Genomic DNA, 19,481 nt, shown 5'->3' with positions numbered 1-19,481 from the left:
CCCCGCCAGCAGCGGGGACGCCCTCCGGTGTCGTGCGGACTCCTCAGGTCAGCGGAACTGACCGAAGTCGTAGTCGTCGAGCGGCACGGCCGCACCGGTGCCGGAGCCGAAGACGTCCGGGGCGTAGTACCCGTCGTCGTAGCTCGGCAGGGCGTAGGCGGCCGCGCGGGCCTCCTCGGTGGGCTGGACCTGGATGTTCCGGTACCGGTTGATGCCGGTGCCGGCCGGGATCAGCTTGCCGATGATCACGTTCTCCTTCAGCCCCACGAGGCTGTCGGACTTCCCCTCGATCGCCGCGTTGGTCAGGATGCGCGTCGTCTCCTGGAAGGAGGCGGCGGACAGCCACGACTCGGTGGCGAGCGAGGCCTTCGTGATGCCCATGAGCACCGGACGGCCGGCGGCGGGGTCGCCGCCCTCGGAGACGACGCGGCGGTTGGCCGCCTCGAACTCGGCGCGGTCCACGACACCACCGGGCAGGAACTCGGTGGCGCCCGAGTCGATGATCGTCACCCGGCGCAGCATCTGCCGGACGATGACCTCGATGTGCTTGTCGTGGATGGACACACCCTGCGACCGGTACACCTTCTGCACCTGGTCGACGAGGTGCAGCTGCACCTCGCGCGGGCCCATCACGCGCAGCACCTCGTGCGGGTCGGCCGTGCCCTCGAGCAGCTGCTGACCGACGCCGACGTGGTCGCCGTCCTGCAGCGGGCGCTCGGAGCCGTCGACCTCGATGGTCGCGAGCCGCTGGCGCTTGGACAGCTTGTCGTAGACGACCTCCTCGCTCCCGTCGTCCGGGATGAGGGTGATCTTCCAGAACTTGTCGCCGTCCTCGAGCTGGATGCGGCCGTCGACGTCCGCGATGGGCGCCTTGCCCTTCGGGACGCGGGCCTCGAAGAGCTCCTGCACACGCGGCAGACCCGTGGTGATGTCCTCACCCGCGACGCCACCGGTGTGGAAGGTGCGCATCGTCAGCTGCGTGCCGGGCTCACCGATCGACTGCGCGGCGACGATGCCGACCGCCTCGCCGACGTCGACGAGCTTGCCGGTGGCCAGCGAGCGGCCGTAGCAGCGGGCGCAGACGCCCTGGGCCGAGTCGCAGGTCAGGACGCTGCGGACGCGGACCTTGCCGACGCCGGCGGCCAGGAGGGCGTCGATCGCCTGCTGGCCGATGTCGGCGCCGCGGGCGAGCAGCTCGTTGCCGTCGGCGTCGGTGACGGCCGAGGCCGCCGTGCGCGTGTACACGCTGGTGTCGACGTGCACGTCGCGGACGAGCCCGGTCCCCGCTGCGTCCTCCGAGCCGATGGGCATCGGGATGCCGCGCTCGGTGCCGCAGTCGACCTCGCGGACGATGACGTCCTGCGACACGTCGACCAGGCGCCGGGTCAGGTAGCCCGAGTCGGCGGTGCGCAGCGCGGTGTCGGCGAGGCCCTTGCGCGTGCCGTGGGTCGAGATGAAGTACTCGACCACCGAGAAGCCCTCGCGGAAGTTGGACTTGATCGGCCGCGGGATGAACTCACCCTTGGGGTTCGCGACCAGGCCCTTCATGCCCGCGAGCTGGCGCACCTGGGTCATGTTGCCGGCGGCGCCGGAGGCGACGATCCGCGAGATCGAGTTGTCCGCGGGGAAGTTGTCCTCCATCGCCTTGGCCACCTCCTCGGTGGCCTGGCCCCAGATGCGCACCATCTCGTCGTTGCGCTCCTGGTAGGAGAGCGCACCGCGCTGGTAGCGCTTGTTGACCTGCTCGGCCCGCGCCTCGTACTCGTCGAGGATCTCCTGCTTGCGCGGGGGCACGACGACGTCGTCGATGGCGATGGTGACCCCGGAGCGCGTGGCCCAGTGGAAGCCGGCGTCCTTGAGCCGGTCCAGGGTCATCGCGACCTCGGTCATCGAGTACCGCTCGGCCAGGTCGTTGATGATCGCGGCCTGGCGCTTCTTCGGGAGCTGGTCGTTGACGAAGGGGTAGTCCTCCGGCAGCAGCTCGTTGAAGAGCACCCGGCCCAGCGTGGTCTCCGCGAGCCACGGCCGGCCCGGCTCGTACTCGCCGTTCGTCATCCCCGGCCCGGGCATCGTGGTGCCGTTCAGCCGGATCCGGATCGGCGCCTGGAGGTCGAGCGACCCCAGGTCGTACGCCATGATCGCCTCGGCGGCCGACGAGAAGGCCTGGCCCTCGCCGGTGGCGCCGTCGCGCCGCTGGGTCAGGTAGTACAGGCCGGTCACCATGTCGAGGCGGGGCATGGCCAACGGCTTGCCCGACGCCGGCGACAGGATGTTGTTCGCCGACAGCATGAGGATGCGGGCCTCGGCCTGCGCCTCGGCCGACAGCGGCAGGTGGACCGCCATCTGGTCACCGTCGAAGTCGGCGTTGAACGCCTCGCAGACGAGCGGGTGCAGCTGGATCGCCTTGCCCTCGACCAGCTGCGGCTCGAAGGCCTGGATGCCGAGGCGGTGCAGCGTGGGCGCCCGGTTCAGCATCACCGGGTGCTCGTTGATGACCTCCTCGAGCACGTCCCAGACCTGGCCGCGCTGACGCTCGACCATCCGCTTCGCGGACTTGATGTTCTGGGCGTGGTTGAGGTCGACCAGCCGCTTCATGACGAACGGCTTGAACAGCTCGAGCGCCATCTGCTTGGGCAGGCCGCACTGGTGCAGCTTGAGCTGCGGGCCGACGACGATGACCGAGCGGCCGGAGTAGTCGACACGCTTGCCGAGCAGGTTCTGGCGGAACCGGCCCTGCTTGCCCTTGAGCAGGTCGGACAGCGACTTGAGCGGGCGGTTGCCCGGCCCGGTCACCGGCCGGCCGCGGCGGCCGTTGTCGAACAGCGCGTCGACGGCCTCCTGCAGCATCCGCTTCTCGTTGTTGACGATGATCTCGGGCGCGCCGAGGTCGATCAGTCGCTTGAGGCGGTTGTTGCGGTTGATGACCCGGCGGTACAGGTCGTTGAGGTCCGACGTCGCGAAGCGGCCACCGTCGAGCTGCACCATCGGGCGCAGGTCCGGCGGGATGACCGGGACACAGTCGAGCACCATGCCGGTGGGCCGGTTGCCGGTGGCCTGGAAGGCCGCGACGACCTTGAGCCGCTTGAGCGCGCGCAGCTTGCGCTGCCCCTTGCCGCTGCGGATGGTCTCGCGGAGGTTCTCGGCCTCGGCCTCGATGTCGAAGGTCTCCAGGAGCTTCTGGATCGCCTCGGCACCCATGGCGCCGGTGAAGTAGTCGGCGTAGCGGTCGTAGAGCTCGCGGTAGAGCGTCTCGTCCGAGATCAGCTGGCCACGGTCGAGCTTGGTGAAGGTGGTCCAGACCTCGTCGAGGCGGTCGAGCTCGCGCTGCGCACGGTCGCGCAGCTGGCGCATCTCGCGCTCGCCGCCCTCCTTGACCTTGCGGCGCACGTCCGACTTCGCGCCCTCGGCCTCGAGCTCGGCGACGTCGCTCTCGAGCTTCTGGGCGCGGGCCTCGAGGTCGTTGTCGCGCTGCGTCTCGAGACGCTTGCGCTCGCCGGCGATCTCGTTCTCGAGCGTCGACTGGTCGTTGTGCCGCTGCTCCGTGTTCACCTCGGTGATCACGTAGGCCGCGAAGTAGATGATCTTCTCGAGGTCCTTGGGCGCCAGGTCCAGCAGGTAGCCCAGGCGCGAGGGGACGCCCTTGAAGTACCAGATGTGCGTGACCGGCGCGGCCAGCTCGATGTGGCCCATGCGCTCACGGCGCACCTTGGCCCGGGTCACCTCGACGCCGCAGCGCTCACAGATGATGCCCTTGAACCGGACGCGCTTGTACTTGCCGCAGTAGCACTCCCAGTCCCGAGTGGGGCCGAAGATCTTCTCGCAGAAGAGGCCGTCCTTCTCGGGCTTGAGCGTGCGGTAGTTGATGGTCTCGGGCTTCTTGACCTCGCCGAAGGACCACTGGCGGATGTCGTCGGCGGTGGCCAGACCGATCCGCAGCTCGTCGAAGAAGTTGACGTCGAGCAAAGGTTCTCCCCTGGATGGGTGAGCTGTTTTCTAGAGAGGGTCCGCGGTCCCCGGGCCGGGAGCGGTGACTCCCGACCCGGGGCAGCGAGGTGCTAGTTGACGACGTCGTCGACGGACGGCGACTCGTTGCGCGAGAGGTTGATGCCGAGGTTCGCCGCGGCGCGCTCGAGGTCCTCGTCGTCGCCGTCGCGCATCTCGATGGCGGCGCCGTCCGAGGACAGCACCTCCACGTTGAGGCACAGCGACTGGAGCTCCTTGAGCAGCACCTTGAACGACTCCGGGATGCCCGGCTCGGGGATGTTCTCGCCCTTGACGATGGCCTCGTAGACCTTCACGCGGCCGAGCACGTCGTCCGACTTGATGGTCAGCAGCTCCTGCAGCGTGTAGGCCGCGCCGTAGGCCTGCATGGCCCAGCACTCCATCTCGCCGAAGCGCTGACCGCCGAACTGCGCCTTCCCGCCCAGCGGCTGCTGGGTGATCATCGAGTACGGCCCCGTCGAGCGGGCGTGGATCTTGTCGTCCACCAGGTGCAGCAGCTTGAGGATGTACATGTAGCCCACCGCGATCTGGTGCGGGTAGGGCTCACCGGTACGTCCGTCGAAGATCTGCGCCTTGCCGTCCTCGCCGACCAGCCGCACGCCGTCGCGGTTGGGCAGCGTCGACGAGAGCAGGCCCTGGATCTCGGCCTGGCGCGCACCGTCGAACACCGGCGTCGCAGTGTTGGTGTCCGGCTCCACCCGACGCATGTCGTCGGGCATGTTCACCGCCCACTCCTCGGTGTTGTCCGGGTCGACCTCCCAGCCGCTCTTGGCGATCCACCCGAGGTGGGTCTCCAGGACCTGGCCGATGTTCATGCGTCGCGGGACACCGTGGGTGTTGAGGACGATGTCCACCGGCGTCCCGTCGGCGAGGAACGGCATGTCCTCGACCGGCAGGATCTTGCCGATGACGCCCTTGTTGCCGTGGCGGCCGGCGAGCTTGTCGCCCTCGGAGATCTTGCGCTTCTGGGCCACGTAGACGCGGACCAGCTCGTTGACCCCGGGCGGCAGCTCGTCGTCGTCCTCGCGGGAGAACACGCGGATGCCGATGACCTTGCCGGTCTCGCCGTGCGGGACCTTCAGCGAGGTGTCGCGCACCTCGCGGGCCTTCTCACCGAAGATGGCGCGCAGCAGGCGCTCCTCGGGGGTCAGCTCGGTCTCGCCCTTGGGGGTCACCTTGCCGACGAGGATGTCGCCGTCCGCGACCTCGGCACCGATGCGGATGATGCCGCGCTCGTCGAGGTCGGCCAGGACCTCCTCGGAGACGTTCGGGATGTCCCGCGTGATCTCCTCGGCGCCCAGCTTGGTGTCGCGGGCGTCGATCTCGTGCTCCTCGATGTGGATCGAGGTCAGGACGTCGTCCTGCACGAGACGCTGCGACAGGATGATCGCGTCCTCGTAGTTGTGGCCCTCCCACGGCATGATCGCCACGAGCAGGTTCTTCCCGAGGGCCATCTCGCCGTCCTCGGTGCACGGCCCGTCGGCGAGGACCTGGCGGGCCTCGACGCGGTCGCCCTCCGAGACGATCGGCTTCTGGTTGATGCAGGTGCCCTGGTTGGACCGCGTGAACTTGTGGAGACGGTGGGTCGTGCGCTGACCCTCGTCGTCCATGATCGTGATGTAGTCCGCGGAGAGCTCCTCGACCACGCCGGCGCGGTCGGTGGCGATGACGTCACCGGCGTCGACGGCGGCCCGCAGCTCCATGCCTGTGCCCACCAGCGGCGACTCCGAGCGCAGCAGCGGCACCGACTGGCGCTGCATGTTGGCGCCCATCAGCGCGCGGTTGGCGTCGTCGTGCTCGAGGAACGGGATCATGGCCGTCGCGACCGACACCATCTGGCGCGGCGAGACGTCCATGTAGTCGACGCGGGTGGGCGCGATGAGGTCGACGTCGCCGCCCTTGCGCCGCACCAGGACGCGGTCCTCGGTGAAGTGGCCGTCCTCGTCGAGCGGCGCGTTGGCCTGCGCGACGACGAAGCGGTCCTCCTCGTCGGCGGTCAGGTAGTCGATCTGGTCGATGACGACCCCGTCGACGACCTTGCGGTACGGCGTCTCGATGAAGCCGAACGGGTTGACCCGCGCGAAGCTCGACAGCGACCCGATCAGGCCGATGTTCGGACCTTCCGGGGTCTCGATCGGGCACATGCGGCCGTAGTGCGACGGGTGGACGTCGCGGACCTCCATGCCCGCGCGCTCCCGGGACAGACCGCCCGGACCCAGCGCCGAGAGCCGGCGCTTGTGGGTCAGGCCCGCGAGCGGGTTGGTCTGGTCCATGAACTGCGAGAGCTGCGAGGTGCCGAAGAACTCCTTGATCGCGGCCACGACCGGCCGGATGTTGATCAGGGTCTGCGGCGTGATGGCCTCGACGTCCTGGGTCGTCATGCGCTCGCGCACGACGCGCTCCATGCGGGACAGGCCCACCCGGATCTGGTTCTGGATGAGCTCGCCGACGGTGCGCAGGCGACGGTTGCCGAAGTGGTCGATGTCGTCGGTCTCGACCGGGATCGTCCCGGTCTCCGTCTCGACCTCGGTCTCCCCCGCGTGCAGGCGCACGAGGTAGGAGATCGTGTTGATGATGTCGTCCTCGGAGAGCGTCCCGACCGACGGGTCGACCGCGGAGCCCAGCTTCTTGTTGACCTTGTAGCGGCCGACCTTCGCCAGGTCGTAGCGCTTGTCCTTGAAGAAGAGGTTCTCCAGCAGCGTCTGGGCGCTCTCACGCGTCGGCGGCTCGCCCGGACGCAGCTTGCGGTAGATGTCGAGCAGCGCCTCGTCCTGGCCGGCCGTGGAGTCCTTCTCCAGGGTGGCCAGCAGCGTCTCGGAGAAGGAGAACTTCTCCTGGATCTGCTCGGCGGTCCACCCCAGCGCCTTCAGCAGCACGGTGACCGGCTGGCGGCGCTTGCGGTCGATGCGCACCCCGACGGTGTCGCGCTTGTCGACGTCGAACTCGAGCCAGGCACCACGGCTCGGGATGATCTTGACGCTGAAGACGTCCTTGTCGGTGGTCTTGTCGACCGTGCGGTCGAAGTACACACCCGGCGAGCGGACGAGCTGCGACACGACGACGCGCTCGGTGCCGTTGATGATGAACGTGCCCTTGTCGGTCATCACGGGGAAGTCACCCATGAAGACCGTCTGGGACTTGATCTCACCAGTGGTGTTGTTGGTGAACTCGGCCGTGACGAACAGCGGGGCCGAGTACGTCATGTCCTTGTCCTTGCACTCCTCGACCGAGGCCTTGACCTCGTCGAAGCGCGGGTCGGAGAAGGACAGGCTCATGGAGCCGGAGAAGTCCTCGATGGGGGAGATCTCGGAGAGGACCTCCTCCAGGCCACCGGCGGGGAGCTCCTCACCCGCCTCCACGCGACGCTCGAACCACTCCTCGCTGCCGACCAGCCACTCGAACGACTGGGTCTGCAGGGCGAGCAGGTCGGGAACCTCGAGGGGCTGGTCCAGCTTGGCGAAGGAGACCCGGGTGGGTGCCCCGGGGAACGACGCGTGGTGGTTCGAGACCTTGGTGGCGCGGGTAACTGCCAAGATGCGTCCTTCCGGAACAACGCTGTCTGAACGCTGTCAGTAGCTTCACCGTCCGGGGACGCGGCGCAGCGCACCGGGCGGCGTGGACGCGGCCCGGGCGTCGGCACACGAAGAGGCGAACAGACGTAGGGCAGCGCGATCCGACAGTCTAGCCACGCACGGCGGCACCTGTCGAACGGCCCCCCTCGTGACGCGCCGGGAGGGACCTCCGCCAGCGGCGGATTCGACCTCCGGGGTCGGACGCGGGGGCGCCGCGCTGCGAACAGAGTGACCGCCCGTGCCCCCGGAGTCAAGTGGGGCGCGCCCGGTGTCGCCCGCGCGGAACAGCGGGCCCGGTGCAGGTCAGGGTGCAGGTCAGGCCACACATGACGACGCCGGGCGCGCCACGCTCTGCGCGTGGCGCGCCCGGCGCGTCGTGCTCGTGATCAGCGCTGCGCGGTGAGGGGCGTCAGCTCGGCGAGCTTCCAGCGCCCGTCGACCCGCTCCATCTCGAGACGCAGCAGGCCCGGGGCGTTGGTGGACTGCCCGGTGGTGGTGCGCTGCGCGGAGAACTGCGTCAGCGCCATGACCGTGGCCCGGTCGTCGCTCATCTGCGTCACGCCGATGTTCACGACCGTCGCCGTCTGCCTGAGCTGCTGCTGCTGCGCCGGCTGGCGGATCGTCTGGTCGAACACCGACAGGTAGCGCTGCGCGAACTGGCCGGTCGACATGGTCCGTGCGGCGTCGGCCGAGTCGTCGAGGCGGGAGAAGTCGTAGGAGAAGATCTTCTCGATCGCCTCGCGGCTCTGCCCGACGAGCTCGGCGGTGCCGCCGACGTCGACGACGGCCTGGTTGCTGACGGGCCCGCTCGTCCAGGCCTGCCTGCCCTGCCAGAAGGCGAGACCGCCGAGGGCCAGGCACACCACGGTGACGACGACGAGCACGACCGGCAGGGCCCGCGAGGCGCCGAACCGGGTCAGGGCCGCCCGCTGGCGCTCGAAGCGGCTCGGGGCGCCCGCGCCCTTCCCGCCGGTGCGCGTGGGCTTCGCCGTGCGCGTGGGGGCCGCGGCGTCGCCGTCGCGGGCCGGGCGCTCCTTCGTGGCCGCCTCCGCGCGCGGCGTCATGCGCGTGGTGCCCCGGCGGGTCTTGGGGCGCGGCGTCGTGACCGTCGTCCCGGCGGCCCTGCCGGGCTCGCCGGTCTCGCTCGTCCCGGTGGCCGTCCCGGTCGGCCCGGCGTCGGTGGCCTCGCCGGCCGCGGTCACCGCGGTCGCGCCGGCCGGCGCGGTGCCGGTCGCCGGGTCCTGCTCGGTGCCGACCGTGGCCTCGTCGGTGGCCGGCGCCGGCAGCGCGGTCGTCTCGGCGGACGCGACGGGGTCGGACTCGGTACCGGGCTCGGGCCCGGTGTCGGACTCGGGCTCCGGCTCGGTGGCCGACCCGGCGTCGGTCTCCGGCTCAGCGGCCGGTGCGTCGGCGACGTCCCGGGTCGAGGTCGCCGTCGTGCCCTCCGCCGGGCGCGACACCGCGTCGTCCGGGGCCGTCTCCGGCTCGGGCGCGACCCGGTCGTCGACCGCGGGCGCGTCGAGGCGGTCATCGAGGTCGGGCGCGTCGACCGGGTCGACGGTGCCGGCGCCGGCGCCCGCGTGGGCGTGCTGGCGCAGGCCGGCGACCTTGGGTCGGCGGGCGGTGGAGCCGGGCTTGGTGCGGGAGCGGGGTGGCACGGTCACTCCCCCTTTCTGGTGTCGGCCGCGGCTACTGCTGTCCGGTCGAGGGCGTCGCCTTGGCGGCCTTCCAGCCCTCCGGCGTGCGGATCATCTCGACGAGGAACAGCTGCTGCTTGGACTGGGGCTGCGCGGTGGCGCTGCGGGCGTCGACGTCGATCGCCACGATCGCCGAGGCCGTCGGCGGCTCGTGGAGGGGATCGAAGGCCGTCAGGGCCGCGGAGACCGGCGTCGCGATGACCTCGGCCTGCGACTGGCGCAGGTTCTCGGCGAACTGCTGCCGGACCCGCTGGTACTCGCCGAGCATCGGCTCGGTCAGGGACGTCTGCGCGGCGTCGAGGTCCGCGTCGAGCGTCGCCGGCCGCACCGTGTTGATGTTGACGACGATCTGCTCGGCGGCGTCGATCGCCTCGTCGCGCATCGCCGCGGCGTTCGCGTCGCTGCTCTGGGTCCCGGTCCACCAGTAGACGCCGCTCGCGACGGCGGCCGCCAGGGCCAGGACGGTCAGGACCGCCAGCACGGTCACGAGGCGCCGCCGGCGCTGCTCGGGGGTCGCGGCGGGCCTGTCGGTGGCCTCGTCGGTCTCGGGGGCCTCCTGGGCCGTCGTCGGGGACGTGGCGCTCAGCTCCTCAGGTCGTCCGCCGGGCACGTCGGGGAGCGCCGGCGGGGTCGTGCTCGGGGTCAGTTGGCACCAAGCCCCGGGATGATCACTGGCGGTGCCCCACCTGTACTGCCTTCGAGGACACCGTCCATCGGGAGAGACGCCAACGTCGGGAGGTCATTCTGCGACTCGGTGTTAGGGGAACCGCCACCGCCCCCGAGAAGAGGGTCGCCACCTCCCGGAGGGGACCGGCGTTCGTCGGTCGGACTGCCGTCAGTGTTGGGGTGCCACTGCGAGCCGCGCGGGTTCACCGGCAGGTCCTCGTTGCAGAACACTCGGGTGTTCATGTCGAAGTAGCCCTCCGGGCCACCCCCACCAGAAGGCGGGGCATCGGCACGTTGCCAGGTCGTTTCGGGATCACCGTTTCCAGTCGCCTGCAGATACCCATTTCGGCAGTACGGAGGGTCTGCGATGTTGAGCACGAGCCCGAAATGCACCCGCCCGTCGCCGGGCACAACGGTCGGGGCAGCGGCGGACAACGCTGGGTAGGTGACGAGGACCTGCTGGATGCCCGCCTGACGTGGCTCAAGGATGCGGCTAACCGTGAGCAGGTTGGCCAAGACACGACTGAGATCCGGGCCGACCTCTCGGATGAGTCCCTCAAGCTGGGCAGCCGCTGGCGGGGCCGAGTTGACCAACCGCCGGAGGTTCGGGTCGTCGGCCTTGAGCTGAGCGGTGAACAGCTGCAGGTCCCGGCTCAGCGAGATGATCTGCGGGCCGAGGTCGACCTGGGTGTTGAGGACGACCCGGCCGTCTCGCAGCAGTTGACGGAACGTGGGCAGGTTGGCGATGGCGTCGGGGACCAGCGCGTTGGTGCCGTCAAGCAGGCGCTGGAGGTCCGGGCCGGCCCGGTCGAACGCGTTGAACAGCTCGTCGACGGTGGTGCGCAGCTCCGGCAGCGGCACCGACGTGGCGAGGGCGTTGACGTCGGCGAGGAGCTGGTCGACGGGCACGGGAGTCCGCGTCCGCTCCATCGGGATGACCGACCCGTCCTCGAGGTACGGGCCCGCGTTGTTCGGCGGCTGCAGGTCGACGTACTGCTCACCGACCGCCGAGCGGTTCGCGATCACCGCTGTAGCGGACGTCGGCACGTCCGGCGAGTCCTTCTCGATCTCGAGATCGACCTCCAGGCCGCGCGGGGTGACCCGCATGTCGCCGACCTTGCCGATCTCTACCCCGCGGTAGCTCACCGAGGCGTCGGGGAAGATCCCGCCCGACTCCGCGAGCTGGACGCGCACGGTGTACGGCCCAAGCCCGATGAGCGAGTCCGCGCCGACGTAGCGCAGCCCCACGTAGACGATGCCGACGATCGAGATGACCGCGAACAGCGCCACCAGGCGCAACGTCTTCGTGCCGATCATCCGCCGTTCCCTCCGCCGAGACCCGGTAGCTGAGGTACGAGCCCCGCCGTGGTCTGAGCTCCGGTGTCGCCGGGAGCGCCAGAACCCTCAGTCGCGGTGGTGCCTTGCTGCGGTGTCGTCCCGGGCGACTGCAGCAAGTCGAAGATCGTCCCGACGCCAGGGACTTCTGGCGCGTTCAGGATGTTGGTCAAGAGCGCTTGGAGGTCCAGATCGAGCGTCACGTCGATGTTCGCGAAGTCGCCCTTGATGACGTTGAGCGAGTTGTCTGCGAACGGGATCGTCACGAGGATCTGCAGCGAGCCGGGCAATGCGTCTCCAGCCTCGACGAGGTTGCGCAGGATCGGCTGGAGCGCCCGCAGGTCGGCCACCGTGTTGGCCTGGCTGCGGCGGATGACGTCGACGCCGACGTCGGAGAGCCGGTTCAGCGCCTGCAGCGTCTCCACCAGCAGTCCACGCTGCTGGTTGAGCACGTCGAGGCCCGGCCCGAGGTTGTCGATGACATTGGCGAGCCGTGCGCGCTGGTCGACCAGCGTGCGGGTGAGCCGTTCGAGCGAGTCGATGGCCCGCACGATGTCGGCCTTCTGCTGGTCGAGGGTGCCTACGAGCGTGTCGAGGTTCGTCAGCAGCGAGCGCAGCTGCTCCTCGTTGCCCGTCGTCGCGGCGTTGAGCTCCCGGGCGATGGTCTGGACCTTCTCGACACCACCGCCGTTGAGCAGCAGCGACAGCGCGCCGAGGACCTCCTCGACCTGGGCGCCGACGTCGGTCTGGTCGACCGGGATGACGGCGCCGTCGGCTAGGCGCCCCTGCGGCGGGGCGCCGGGCGCGGGGAGCAGCTCGACGAACTTCTCGCCGAGGAGGCTGGTCTGGCGCAGCCGCGCGGTCGCGTTCGCCGGCAGGACGACCGCGCCGTTGACCTCGACCCGGACCTCCGCGGTCCAGCCGTCGGGAGCCAGCGAGACCTCGCGGACGACGCCGACGGGCACGTCGTTGACGCGCACGCTGTTGTTCGGCACGAGATCGACGACGTTCGTGAACTGCGCCGTAACCGTGTAGGGCTCGGGGCCGAGCGCAGCGCCGCCCGGCAGCGGGATCTCCTGCAAGGTCTGGATCCCGCAGCCGGTGAGAACGAACATGGCGACCATCAGCAGAGTGGTAAAGCGTGTCTTGCTGGGCGTGGCCCTCGTGCCCTCTCGCGGCTCGCTCACTGACCACCCCCGAGAGTTTCGAAGCCGAGGATGCCGGCTCCAGGCTGGACCGGCTCTGCCCCCGGGGCACCGCCACCACTCTCGTCAGCCGAATCCGTGCCCTCGCCGGGTGTGTCCCCCTGCTGTCCGGACGGAAGCAGCGGGTTCAGCGCAGTGACCGGAACGAGGGCATCGAGCGACGGCTGCTGGTTGAGCAGACCGAGCACATCTAGGACTGGGGCAAGAGAAAGCCCAAGAGGCGTCTCAGGCCCTGTTCCTTCCCCCAGAATCGCTCCACAGACCACGGACGCCCGAGCCACCTGGGTCACCAGTTCGCTCGGCGGGGACTGTTGGAGGAAGCCCGGCAGTCCGGGCTGGTTCGCCAACAAGTTACATATCAGAGCACGTGGGTCGAGCCCGTCGCCGATGAGCTGGGGGGCGATCACCGGGCGGACGTCGAGCGTGCCTGACTTGGCGTTGTAAGAGTTGGTGAGGTTGCCGAGTGCCAGTGGCGCGACGTCGGCGAACTCGGTCAGCGCTGTTCGCTGCCGAACAAGGATGTCGGTGATGTTCGCGAGCCGGCGGACATCGGTGCGCAAGATGTCGCGGTTGTCCCGGATAAAGCGGGACACGTCGTCGAGCGCAGGCGGGAGTGTGGCGAGGACGGTGGAGAGGTTGCCGCGCTCCGAAGCCAAGAACGCCGCGATGTCGGCGAGCTGCGTGTTGAGGTCGCGGACCGCCCCGTCGTTGCGGGCCAGCATATTCGTGAACTGGCCCAGGTTGTCGACGGTCGCGAACAGGTTGTCGCGGTTGTCGGCGAGCGTGCCGACCGCGCCTCCGAGCTCGGTGATCGTGCTCTTGAGTAGCTCACCGTTGCCGCCCAGAGCTCCAGCCGAAGACTGGAGCAGTCGGTTGAGGGCTCCGGTCTGGTTCGCGCCGTTAGGTCCCAGGGACCGAGCGATGGTGTCGAGGCTCTGGTAGACGCGGTCGAGCTCGACCGGCGTACCGGTCCGCTCGACGGGAATCACCGCGCCGTCCGCCAGTTGCGGGCCGCCCTCGTAGGTCGGACCGAGCTGGACGTACCGGTCGCTGACCAGCGTCGGGGCGACGATCACCGCCTGCGCATCCGCCCGGACCGGGGCCTCGTTGTCGACCTTGAGCACAACCCGGACGACGTCGCCCTGCGGAACGATCTCGTCGACCGAACCCACCGGGATGCCCTGGACCGTGACCTCGTTGGCGACATAGAGGCCAACGGTGTTGGCGAAGTACGCCGTGACCGTGCGCTGGCTCCCGCGTTGCAGGACGTACCAGAGCCCGGCCGTGGCGAGCAGCGCAATGACGAGCGCTGCCGCGAGCGTGCGCGATGCACTCTCGAAGAAGTCGACCATCCGGTTCGACATCAGTTGCCTCCGCCTTCACCGCTAGCGCTCTCCGCCGGCCCCGCACCCCCGCCGGGCAGCAGACCGCCCATGGGCGCGGCTGGGGTCAGGGCGGCGTTCAACGCACTCACGTCGGGCACCCCGTTCGGGAAGAGAATCTGCAACTGCTCGGGGGTTAGGCCAGCTGGCTGACCCTCGCTGCCGGCGAGCAATTCTTGGAGCTGGCCGAGTTGGTCTGAGCTCAAACCGGCCAGCACGTCGGGCAACTGGTCGAGGGTCGGGACCGAGGGTGCACCGAGTTGAGCAAGAGCGTTCTGCAAGAGACTCGTGAGGTTTGCCGGGTCGACTGCGCCGATGAGCCCCGCAGGGTCGAGACTCGACCCCGGGTCGCAGATCGGATCAATTGGTGGGTCGATGTTGCAGATGTAGGCGTCGAACCACCGACCGTTCCCGACAACATTACCGAAAACCCGGATGAACGGCGCAAGCAGCCGAAGCCCGTTGTCGAGGTTCGCCGAGTTCTCCTCAAGGGTGGCGAGCACACCATCGAGCTGCTCGAGAGTCGGCCGCAGGGTTGCCTCGTTGTCGGCGACCAGCCCGCGCAGCTGCGCCGCAAGGGCGATGGTGCCGTTGAGCAGGTTGTCGATGGCGGCCTTGCGCGCCCGCAGCTCGGAGAGCAGGAGGTTGCCGTCGTTGATCAGGCGCTCGACCTCGCGGTCCCGGTCGGCGAGCACCTGTGTGGTGGTACGTGTGTTCGCCAACAGGCGGGCGAGCTCCTGGTCGCGCGACGAGATCGTCCGCGAGAGCCGGGAGAGACCGTCGAGTGCGCCCCGCACCGGTCCGGCCGCGCCGTCGAGCGTGTCGGAGAGGACGCCGAGGCTCTGCGCGAGCTGGTCGGTGTTGAGGTCCTCGACCGTCGTCGAGAGTTGCGAAAAGGCCTGGATGACGTCGAACGGCGCCCGGGTGCGCTGCCGCGGGATGGCCTGATCCGGGTCGAGCGGCTGGTCACCCGCGGGCTCGAGCGCGATGTACTTCTGCCCGAGCACCGTCTTGATCTCGATGGACGCCGACGTCCGGTTCCCGATCCAGGCGTCCGGCGCCTTGAAGGAGATCACGACGTCCTCGCCCTCGAGGGTGAGGTCGGTGACCGTCCCGACGCGGATGCCCGCGACGCGGACGTCGTCGTCGGGCAGCACGCCGGCCGCCTCGCTGAACCGCGCTGAGTACGTGGAGCCCTGTCCGATGAGCGGCAGGTCCCTGATGTTCAGCGAGGCGGCTACCAGCAACAGGATGATCACGATGCTCGCCGCGCCGATGGGGAGGGGGTTCCGCTTGCGGAACGGCTTCATCCGTTGCATCGGTACCCCGCACCCAGGAGCTCAGGCGGCAGGCTGATCTCATCGGGCAACCCCAGAACCCCGAGAGGGGTCTCAGAAAGAGGCGCTCCGCCAATGCCGAGCGAGACTCCTGCCGAACAAAGGTAGAAGTTGAACCAGGAGCCGTAACTGCCGGCGCGTCCGAAGTTGTTGGCCTTCTGCGGGGTGAGGCGCAGGAAGTTCTCCACGAGCCCTCGGTTGTCGTTGAGGTTCTCGGACAGCCGCCCGAGCTGGACGATGTCGTCCCGCAGCGGTGGGCGGGCCTCGTCGAGGAGACCGGCCGTCGCCGTCGTGAGGTCGGCGATCGGCTGCAGCGTCTCCCCGATCCGCACGCGGTCGGCCGCCAGCCCACTGACGAGCTGCTGCAAGGACACGATGAGCCCCGACAACCGCTCGTCGCGCGCGTTGACGGTGTCGAGCACCAGGTTCAGGTTGTTGATGAGCGAGCCGATCACGGCATCGCGGTCGGCGATCGTGGCAGTCAGCGACGCGGTCCGCGCGAGCAGTGAATTCACCGTGCCGCCCTGTCCCTGCAGAACCTGGATGATCTCGAACGAGAGCTGGTTGATGTCGTTCGGGCTCAGGGCCTGGAACAGCGGCTTGAAGCCGTTGAACACGACGGTGAGGTTGAGCGGGGGACGCGTCTGGCTCTCAGGCACCGTCGCGCCGGGACGCAACATGGCGTTCATCGCGCCGTTCCCGCGGGCGATCTCGAGATAGCGCTGGCCGACGAGGTTCTGGTACTTGATCGAGAAGATCGACCCCATCGGAAGCCGTCGGGTCTCGTCCACCTTGAAGGTCACCTCGGCGACGTTGCGGTCGACGAGCTGCACGTCGGTCACCGAGCCGACCCGCACACCGGCGATGCGGACGTCGCTGCCCGCAATGAGGCCCGAGGCGTCTACGAAGCGCGCCTTGTAGTCCTCGGTGCTGCCGAAGTAGGTGTTCTGGATGGCGGTGAGCAGCACCGCCACGGACAGCACCGTGACGATCGTGAAGATCCCCAGCTTGATCAAGGGGGCGGCGAGACCCCTCACCGGACCACCGCCGGCGCCCCGCGCAGCGTCGCCGCGGTCAGGTAGGGCGCGAAGGAGGGCACGTCCGACGGGCGCTCGCCCATCTGCATCGCCGTCACCTCGGTCACCAGCCGGCGCTCCTCGGGCGAGTTGGGGGTGTTGGGCAGGCCGATGTTGGCGCCGTCGACGCGCCCCGGGGCCGCCTGGCCCTCGGTACGGCCACCACCGGTGCGGGCGGTGCTGGCCGCCTCGTTGCCGGTCTCGGAGTCCTCGTCGATCTCTCCGGCCTGGCCGCCTGCATAAGCGTCCTGCGTGCTACGCGAGGGGTCAGGTGGAGTAGACCCATCCTGGATGGGCCCGCCTGGCGGGAACTGCGGCGCCTGGCCTTCGATCTGGTAGCAGCGGGGCCCACGGTCATCGCGGTACGCGGGCCGGTCGTCGCCTGTGTACTTGCCGTTGTCGATCGTGATCTCGGCGTCGATCTGAATGCCGGTGTCCGGCTTCAACACATCGTTGATCTTTGGCGTGAGGTCGGTGAGCTGCCGGAACAGGCACGGGAACTCCGAGCTGTAGCGGGCGAGGGTCTCCAGCGTCGGCCGGGCCGAGGCCGCCAGGGCGATGATGTTGTCGCGATTGGCTACAAGGAAGGACGTCGTCACATTCGACGCCGAGGTCACCGACCGGAACGTCGACTCGAAGGCGGCCCGCTGCTCGACGAGCGTCCGGCTCGTCGTCACGAGATTGTCGAGCGCCAGGATGAGGTCCGGCGCGGCGACGTTGTAGATGTCCGCGGTCGGGGCCAGCGCCCGCAGGTTGGCTTGCAGATCGGGCAGCGCCGGGATGACGCCCTCGACGTACTGGTTGAGCAGCACGAGCGTGTCGCCGAGCTCCTCGCCGCGGCCCGACAGGGCCTGCGAGACCGCGCCGAGCGTGTCCGAGAGCTTCTGCGGCTGCACCGCGGTGAGCACCGGGAGCAGGTTGTTGAGCACCTGCTCGGTCTCGGTGGCGTTCTCCGACCGGTCCTGGGCGATCGTGTCGCCCTCCTGCAGCGGCCGGGCGCTCCCGTTCGGCGGGATCGACAGCGACACGTAGCGCTCACCGAACAGCGTCTTCGGGATGAGCATCGCGGTCGTGTTGCTCGGGATGGTCGGCAGGAAATCCGGGTCCATCGCCATCTCGACGACCGCACCCGAGCCGTCGCTGTCGATGGAGCGGATCTCGCCGACGATCACGCCCCGAACCTTGACGTCGCCCTGCTTGGAGAGCTGGTTGCCCGCGGTGTCGGTCCGGAGCGTGACCATCTCGACCGGCTTGAACAGCTTGTTGAAGTTGGCCAGGCAGAACGCCACGACCAGCAGCATGAGCAGCACGAGGCCCAGGCCCATGAGACGGCGGCGCAGCGGGCTCAACGGCGGCCGCTTGTCCTTGACGGGCGGCGCGTAGTCCTCGCGCTCCTGCGTGGGTGCGCTCATCCGGCGATCCTGATCGAGGTCGTGGTGCCCCAGATGGCCAGGGTCAACAGGTTGTCCAGGACGGTGAACAGCACGATCGAGTTGCGCACCGCGTTGCCCACGGCGACGCCCACGCCGGCGGGGCCGCCGCTGGCGTTGTAGCCGTAGAAGCAGTGCACAAGAATGATCACGAAGGCGAATATCAGCACCTTCATGAACGAGTAGATGACGTCCTGTGGTGGCAGGAACAGGTTGAAGTAGTGGTCGTACGTACCTGGCGACTGCGTGTAGAAGTTCGTGACCAGCAGCCGCGAGGCGAGGTACGAGGCCACCAGGCCGATGACGTAGAGCGGGATGACGGCGATGAAGCCCGCCACCACGCGCGTGGTGACCAGGAACGGCAGCGAGGGCACCGCCATGACCTCGAGTGCGTCGATCTCCTCCGACACGCGCTGAGCGCCGAGCTGGGCGGTGAAGCCGGCGCCGACCGTCGCGGACAGCGCCAGCGCCGAGACCAGCGGCGCGACCTCACGGGTGTTGAAGTAGGCGGTGACGAAGCCGGCGAACGCCGAGGTGCCGATCTGGTTCAGGGCCGAGTAGCTCTGCAGACCGACCACCGAGCCCGTGAAGAACGTCAGTGTCGCGACGATGACGACCGTGCCGCCGATGAGCGCGAGGGCACCTGATCCGAAGGCCACCTCGGTCAGCAGGCGCAGGACCTCCCGCTGGTACCGAGTGATCGACTTGGGGATCCAGCCGATGGTGCGCGTGTAGAAGGACGCCTGGTCGCCGAGGGTGTCGAGGACACCGAGCGGCGCATCGACAGCCCGTCGTACGCGAGAAGTGATCGTCATCGAATCCTGGCCTGGGGAGCGGCGGTCAGAACTGGAGAGCTACTGATTCAGAACTTGGTTGGGGGAACGAGATTGAGATAGACGGCCGTCACGATCACGTTGATCGCGAACAGCAGGATGAACGTGATGACCACGGCCTGGTTGACCGCGTCGCCCACGCCCTTCGGTCCGCCGGCGGGGTTGAGGCCGCGGTACGCGGCGACGATCCCGGCGGCGAGGCCGAACAGTGCTGCCTTGATGAACCCGACGAGCAGGTCCGAGGGCTTGGACAGGGCCGAGAAGCCCTGGACGTAGGCGCCCGGGGTGACGCCCTGCAGCACGACGTTGAAGTAGTAGCCGCCGGCGACGCCGACGATGGAAACCAGGCCGAACAGCAGCGCCGAGACGAGGATCGACGCGAGCACGCGGGGCACCACGAGCCGCTGGATCGGGTTGACGCCCAGGACCTCCATGGCGTCGATCTCCTCGCGGATGGTCCGGGCACCGAGGTCGGCGCAGATCGCCGACCCGCCGGCCCCGGCCACCAGGAGCGCGCAGATCACGGGCGCCGCCTGCTGGATCACCGCCAGCGTGCTCGCCGCGCCGGAGAACGACTGGGCGCCGAACTGCCGGATCAGCGACCCGAGCTGCAGCGAGATGACCGAGCCGAACGAGATCGACACCAGCGCCGCGGGGAGGATGCAGACCCGCGAGATGAACCAGCACTGGTCGATGAACTCGCGCGTCTGGAACGGGCGCTGGAAGATCCCGACGACGACGTCGAGGCCGAGGGCGAACAGCTTGCCGGTCGCCGACAGAGCGCCGGCGCCGGGGAAGTTGCCGGCGGCGAGACGGGAGCTCACGAGTCACCCCGGCGGAACATGCGCCGCAGGCCGCCCATGAGGCCCTGGTCGTCGTCCTCGCGGCCGCGCGGCACACCGGTGTCCTGCGACTGCGGGCGCGCCGTGCCGTCGTCGGCCGGCGC

At 69.2% G+C, this 19,481-nt stretch carries 12 protein-coding genes; all 12 read right to left on the bottom strand.

Annotated elements, in window-relative coordinates:
* Positions 1 to 48 precede the first annotated feature (48 nt).
* The 12 genes from ACYX4T_RS22795 to ACYX4T_RS22740 all read right to left on the bottom strand — a co-directional run bounded on the left by ACYX4T_RS22795 (position 49) and on the right by ACYX4T_RS22740 (position 19,359).
* The gene (locus ACYX4T_RS22795; protein WP_476011525.1) at positions 49 to 3,963 is read right to left on the bottom strand and encodes a DNA-directed RNA polymerase subunit beta'; all 3,915 of its coding nucleotides are present in this window, start codon (positions 3,961 to 3,963) and stop codon (positions 49 to 51) included.
* A gap of 92 nt (positions 3,964 to 4,055) precedes the next feature.
* A complete protein-coding gene (rpoB, locus tag ACYX4T_RS22790; RefSeq protein ID WP_476011524.1) occupies positions 4,056 to 7,535 on the bottom strand; it encodes a DNA-directed RNA polymerase subunit beta in 3,480 nt (1,159 codons plus the stop codon).
* Positions 7,536 to 7,960: 425 nt separating this feature from the next.
* Entirely contained in the window at positions 7,961 to 9,232 is a 1,272-nt protein-coding gene (locus tag ACYX4T_RS22785; RefSeq protein WP_476011523.1) for a hypothetical protein, read from the bottom strand.
* Positions 9,233 to 9,263: 31 nt separating this feature from the next.
* Positions 9,264 to 9,881 carry a hypothetical protein gene (locus ACYX4T_RS22780; RefSeq protein ID WP_476011522.1) on the bottom strand — a complete coding sequence of 206 codons (618 nt, stop codon included), beginning with the start codon at positions 9,879 to 9,881 and terminating at the stop codon, positions 9,264 to 9,266.
* A 32-nt stretch (positions 9,882 to 9,913) separates the two neighbouring features.
* On the bottom strand, positions 9,914 to 11,254 hold the full coding sequence (locus tag ACYX4T_RS22775; RefSeq protein WP_476011521.1) for an MCE family protein: 1,341 nt from the start codon (positions 11,252 to 11,254) through the stop codon (positions 9,914 to 9,916).
* A complete protein-coding gene (locus tag ACYX4T_RS22770; RefSeq protein ID WP_476011520.1) occupies positions 11,251 to 12,396 on the bottom strand; it encodes an MCE family protein in 1,146 nt (381 codons plus the stop codon). The genes ACYX4T_RS22775 and ACYX4T_RS22770 overlap by 4 nt, the downstream gene beginning before the upstream one ends.
* A 59-nt stretch (positions 12,397 to 12,455) precedes the next feature.
* Positions 12,456 to 13,841, bottom strand: a complete 1,386-nt coding sequence (locus ACYX4T_RS22765) for an MCE family protein (RefSeq protein ID WP_476011519.1) — start codon at positions 13,839 to 13,841, stop codon at positions 12,456 to 12,458.
* Positions 13,841 to 15,169, bottom strand: coding sequence for an MCE family protein (locus tag ACYX4T_RS22760; RefSeq protein ID WP_476011518.1), 1,329 nt, complete (start codon positions 15,167 to 15,169; stop codon positions 13,841 to 13,843). The genes ACYX4T_RS22765 and ACYX4T_RS22760 overlap by 1 nt, the downstream gene beginning before the upstream one ends.
* Positions 15,166 to 16,233, bottom strand: a complete 1,068-nt coding sequence (locus ACYX4T_RS22755) for an MCE family protein (RefSeq protein ID WP_476011517.1) — start codon at positions 16,231 to 16,233, stop codon at positions 15,166 to 15,168. Before ACYX4T_RS22755 ends, ACYX4T_RS22760 begins: the two co-directional genes overlap by 4 nt.
* On the bottom strand, positions 16,230 to 17,684 hold the full coding sequence (locus ACYX4T_RS22750; protein ID WP_476011516.1) for an MCE family protein: 1,455 nt from the start codon (positions 17,682 to 17,684) through the stop codon (positions 16,230 to 16,232). Before ACYX4T_RS22750 ends, ACYX4T_RS22755 begins: the two co-directional genes overlap by 4 nt.
* Positions 17,681 to 18,517 (bottom strand): MlaE family ABC transporter permease, encoded by an 837-nt coding sequence (locus ACYX4T_RS22745; RefSeq protein WP_476011515.1) that lies wholly within the window; start codon positions 18,515 to 18,517, stop codon positions 17,681 to 17,683. The genes ACYX4T_RS22750 and ACYX4T_RS22745 overlap by 4 nt, the downstream gene beginning before the upstream one ends.
* A 47-nt stretch (positions 18,518 to 18,564) precedes the next feature.
* Positions 18,565 to 19,359: an MlaE family ABC transporter permease gene (locus tag ACYX4T_RS22740; protein ID WP_476011514.1), complete on the bottom strand. Its 795-nt coding sequence runs from the start codon at positions 19,357 to 19,359 to the stop codon at positions 18,565 to 18,567.
* Positions 19,360 to 19,481 lie beyond the last annotated feature (122 nt).

It is taken from the genome of Actinomycetospora sp. ABD4_176 (assembly GCF_056311855.1).
This window is presented reverse-complemented; position numbering and strand designations above follow the sequence as displayed.

Coding starts and splice junctions, on each gene's coding strand:
- ACYX4T_RS22775 (WP_476011521.1), bottom strand. CDS start 11,254: ATGATCGGCACGAAGACGTTGCGCCTGGTGGCGCTGTTCGCGGTCATC.
- ACYX4T_RS22770 (WP_476011520.1), bottom strand. CDS start 12,396: ATGGTCGCCATGTTCGTTCTCACCGGCTGCGGGATCCAGACCTTGCAG.
- ACYX4T_RS22765 (WP_476011519.1), bottom strand. CDS start 13,841: ATGTCGAACCGGATGGTCGACTTCTTCGAGAGTGCATCGCGCACGCTC.
- ACYX4T_RS22760 (WP_476011518.1), bottom strand. CDS start 15,169: ATGAAGCCGTTCCGCAAGCGGAACCCCCTCCCCATCGGCGCGGCGAGC.
- ACYX4T_RS22750 (WP_476011516.1), bottom strand. CDS start 17,684: ATGAGCGCACCCACGCAGGAGCGCGAGGACTACGCGCCGCCCGTCAAG.
- ACYX4T_RS22745 (WP_476011515.1), bottom strand. CDS start 18,517: ATGACGATCACTTCTCGCGTACGACGGGCTGTCGATGCGCCGCTCGGT.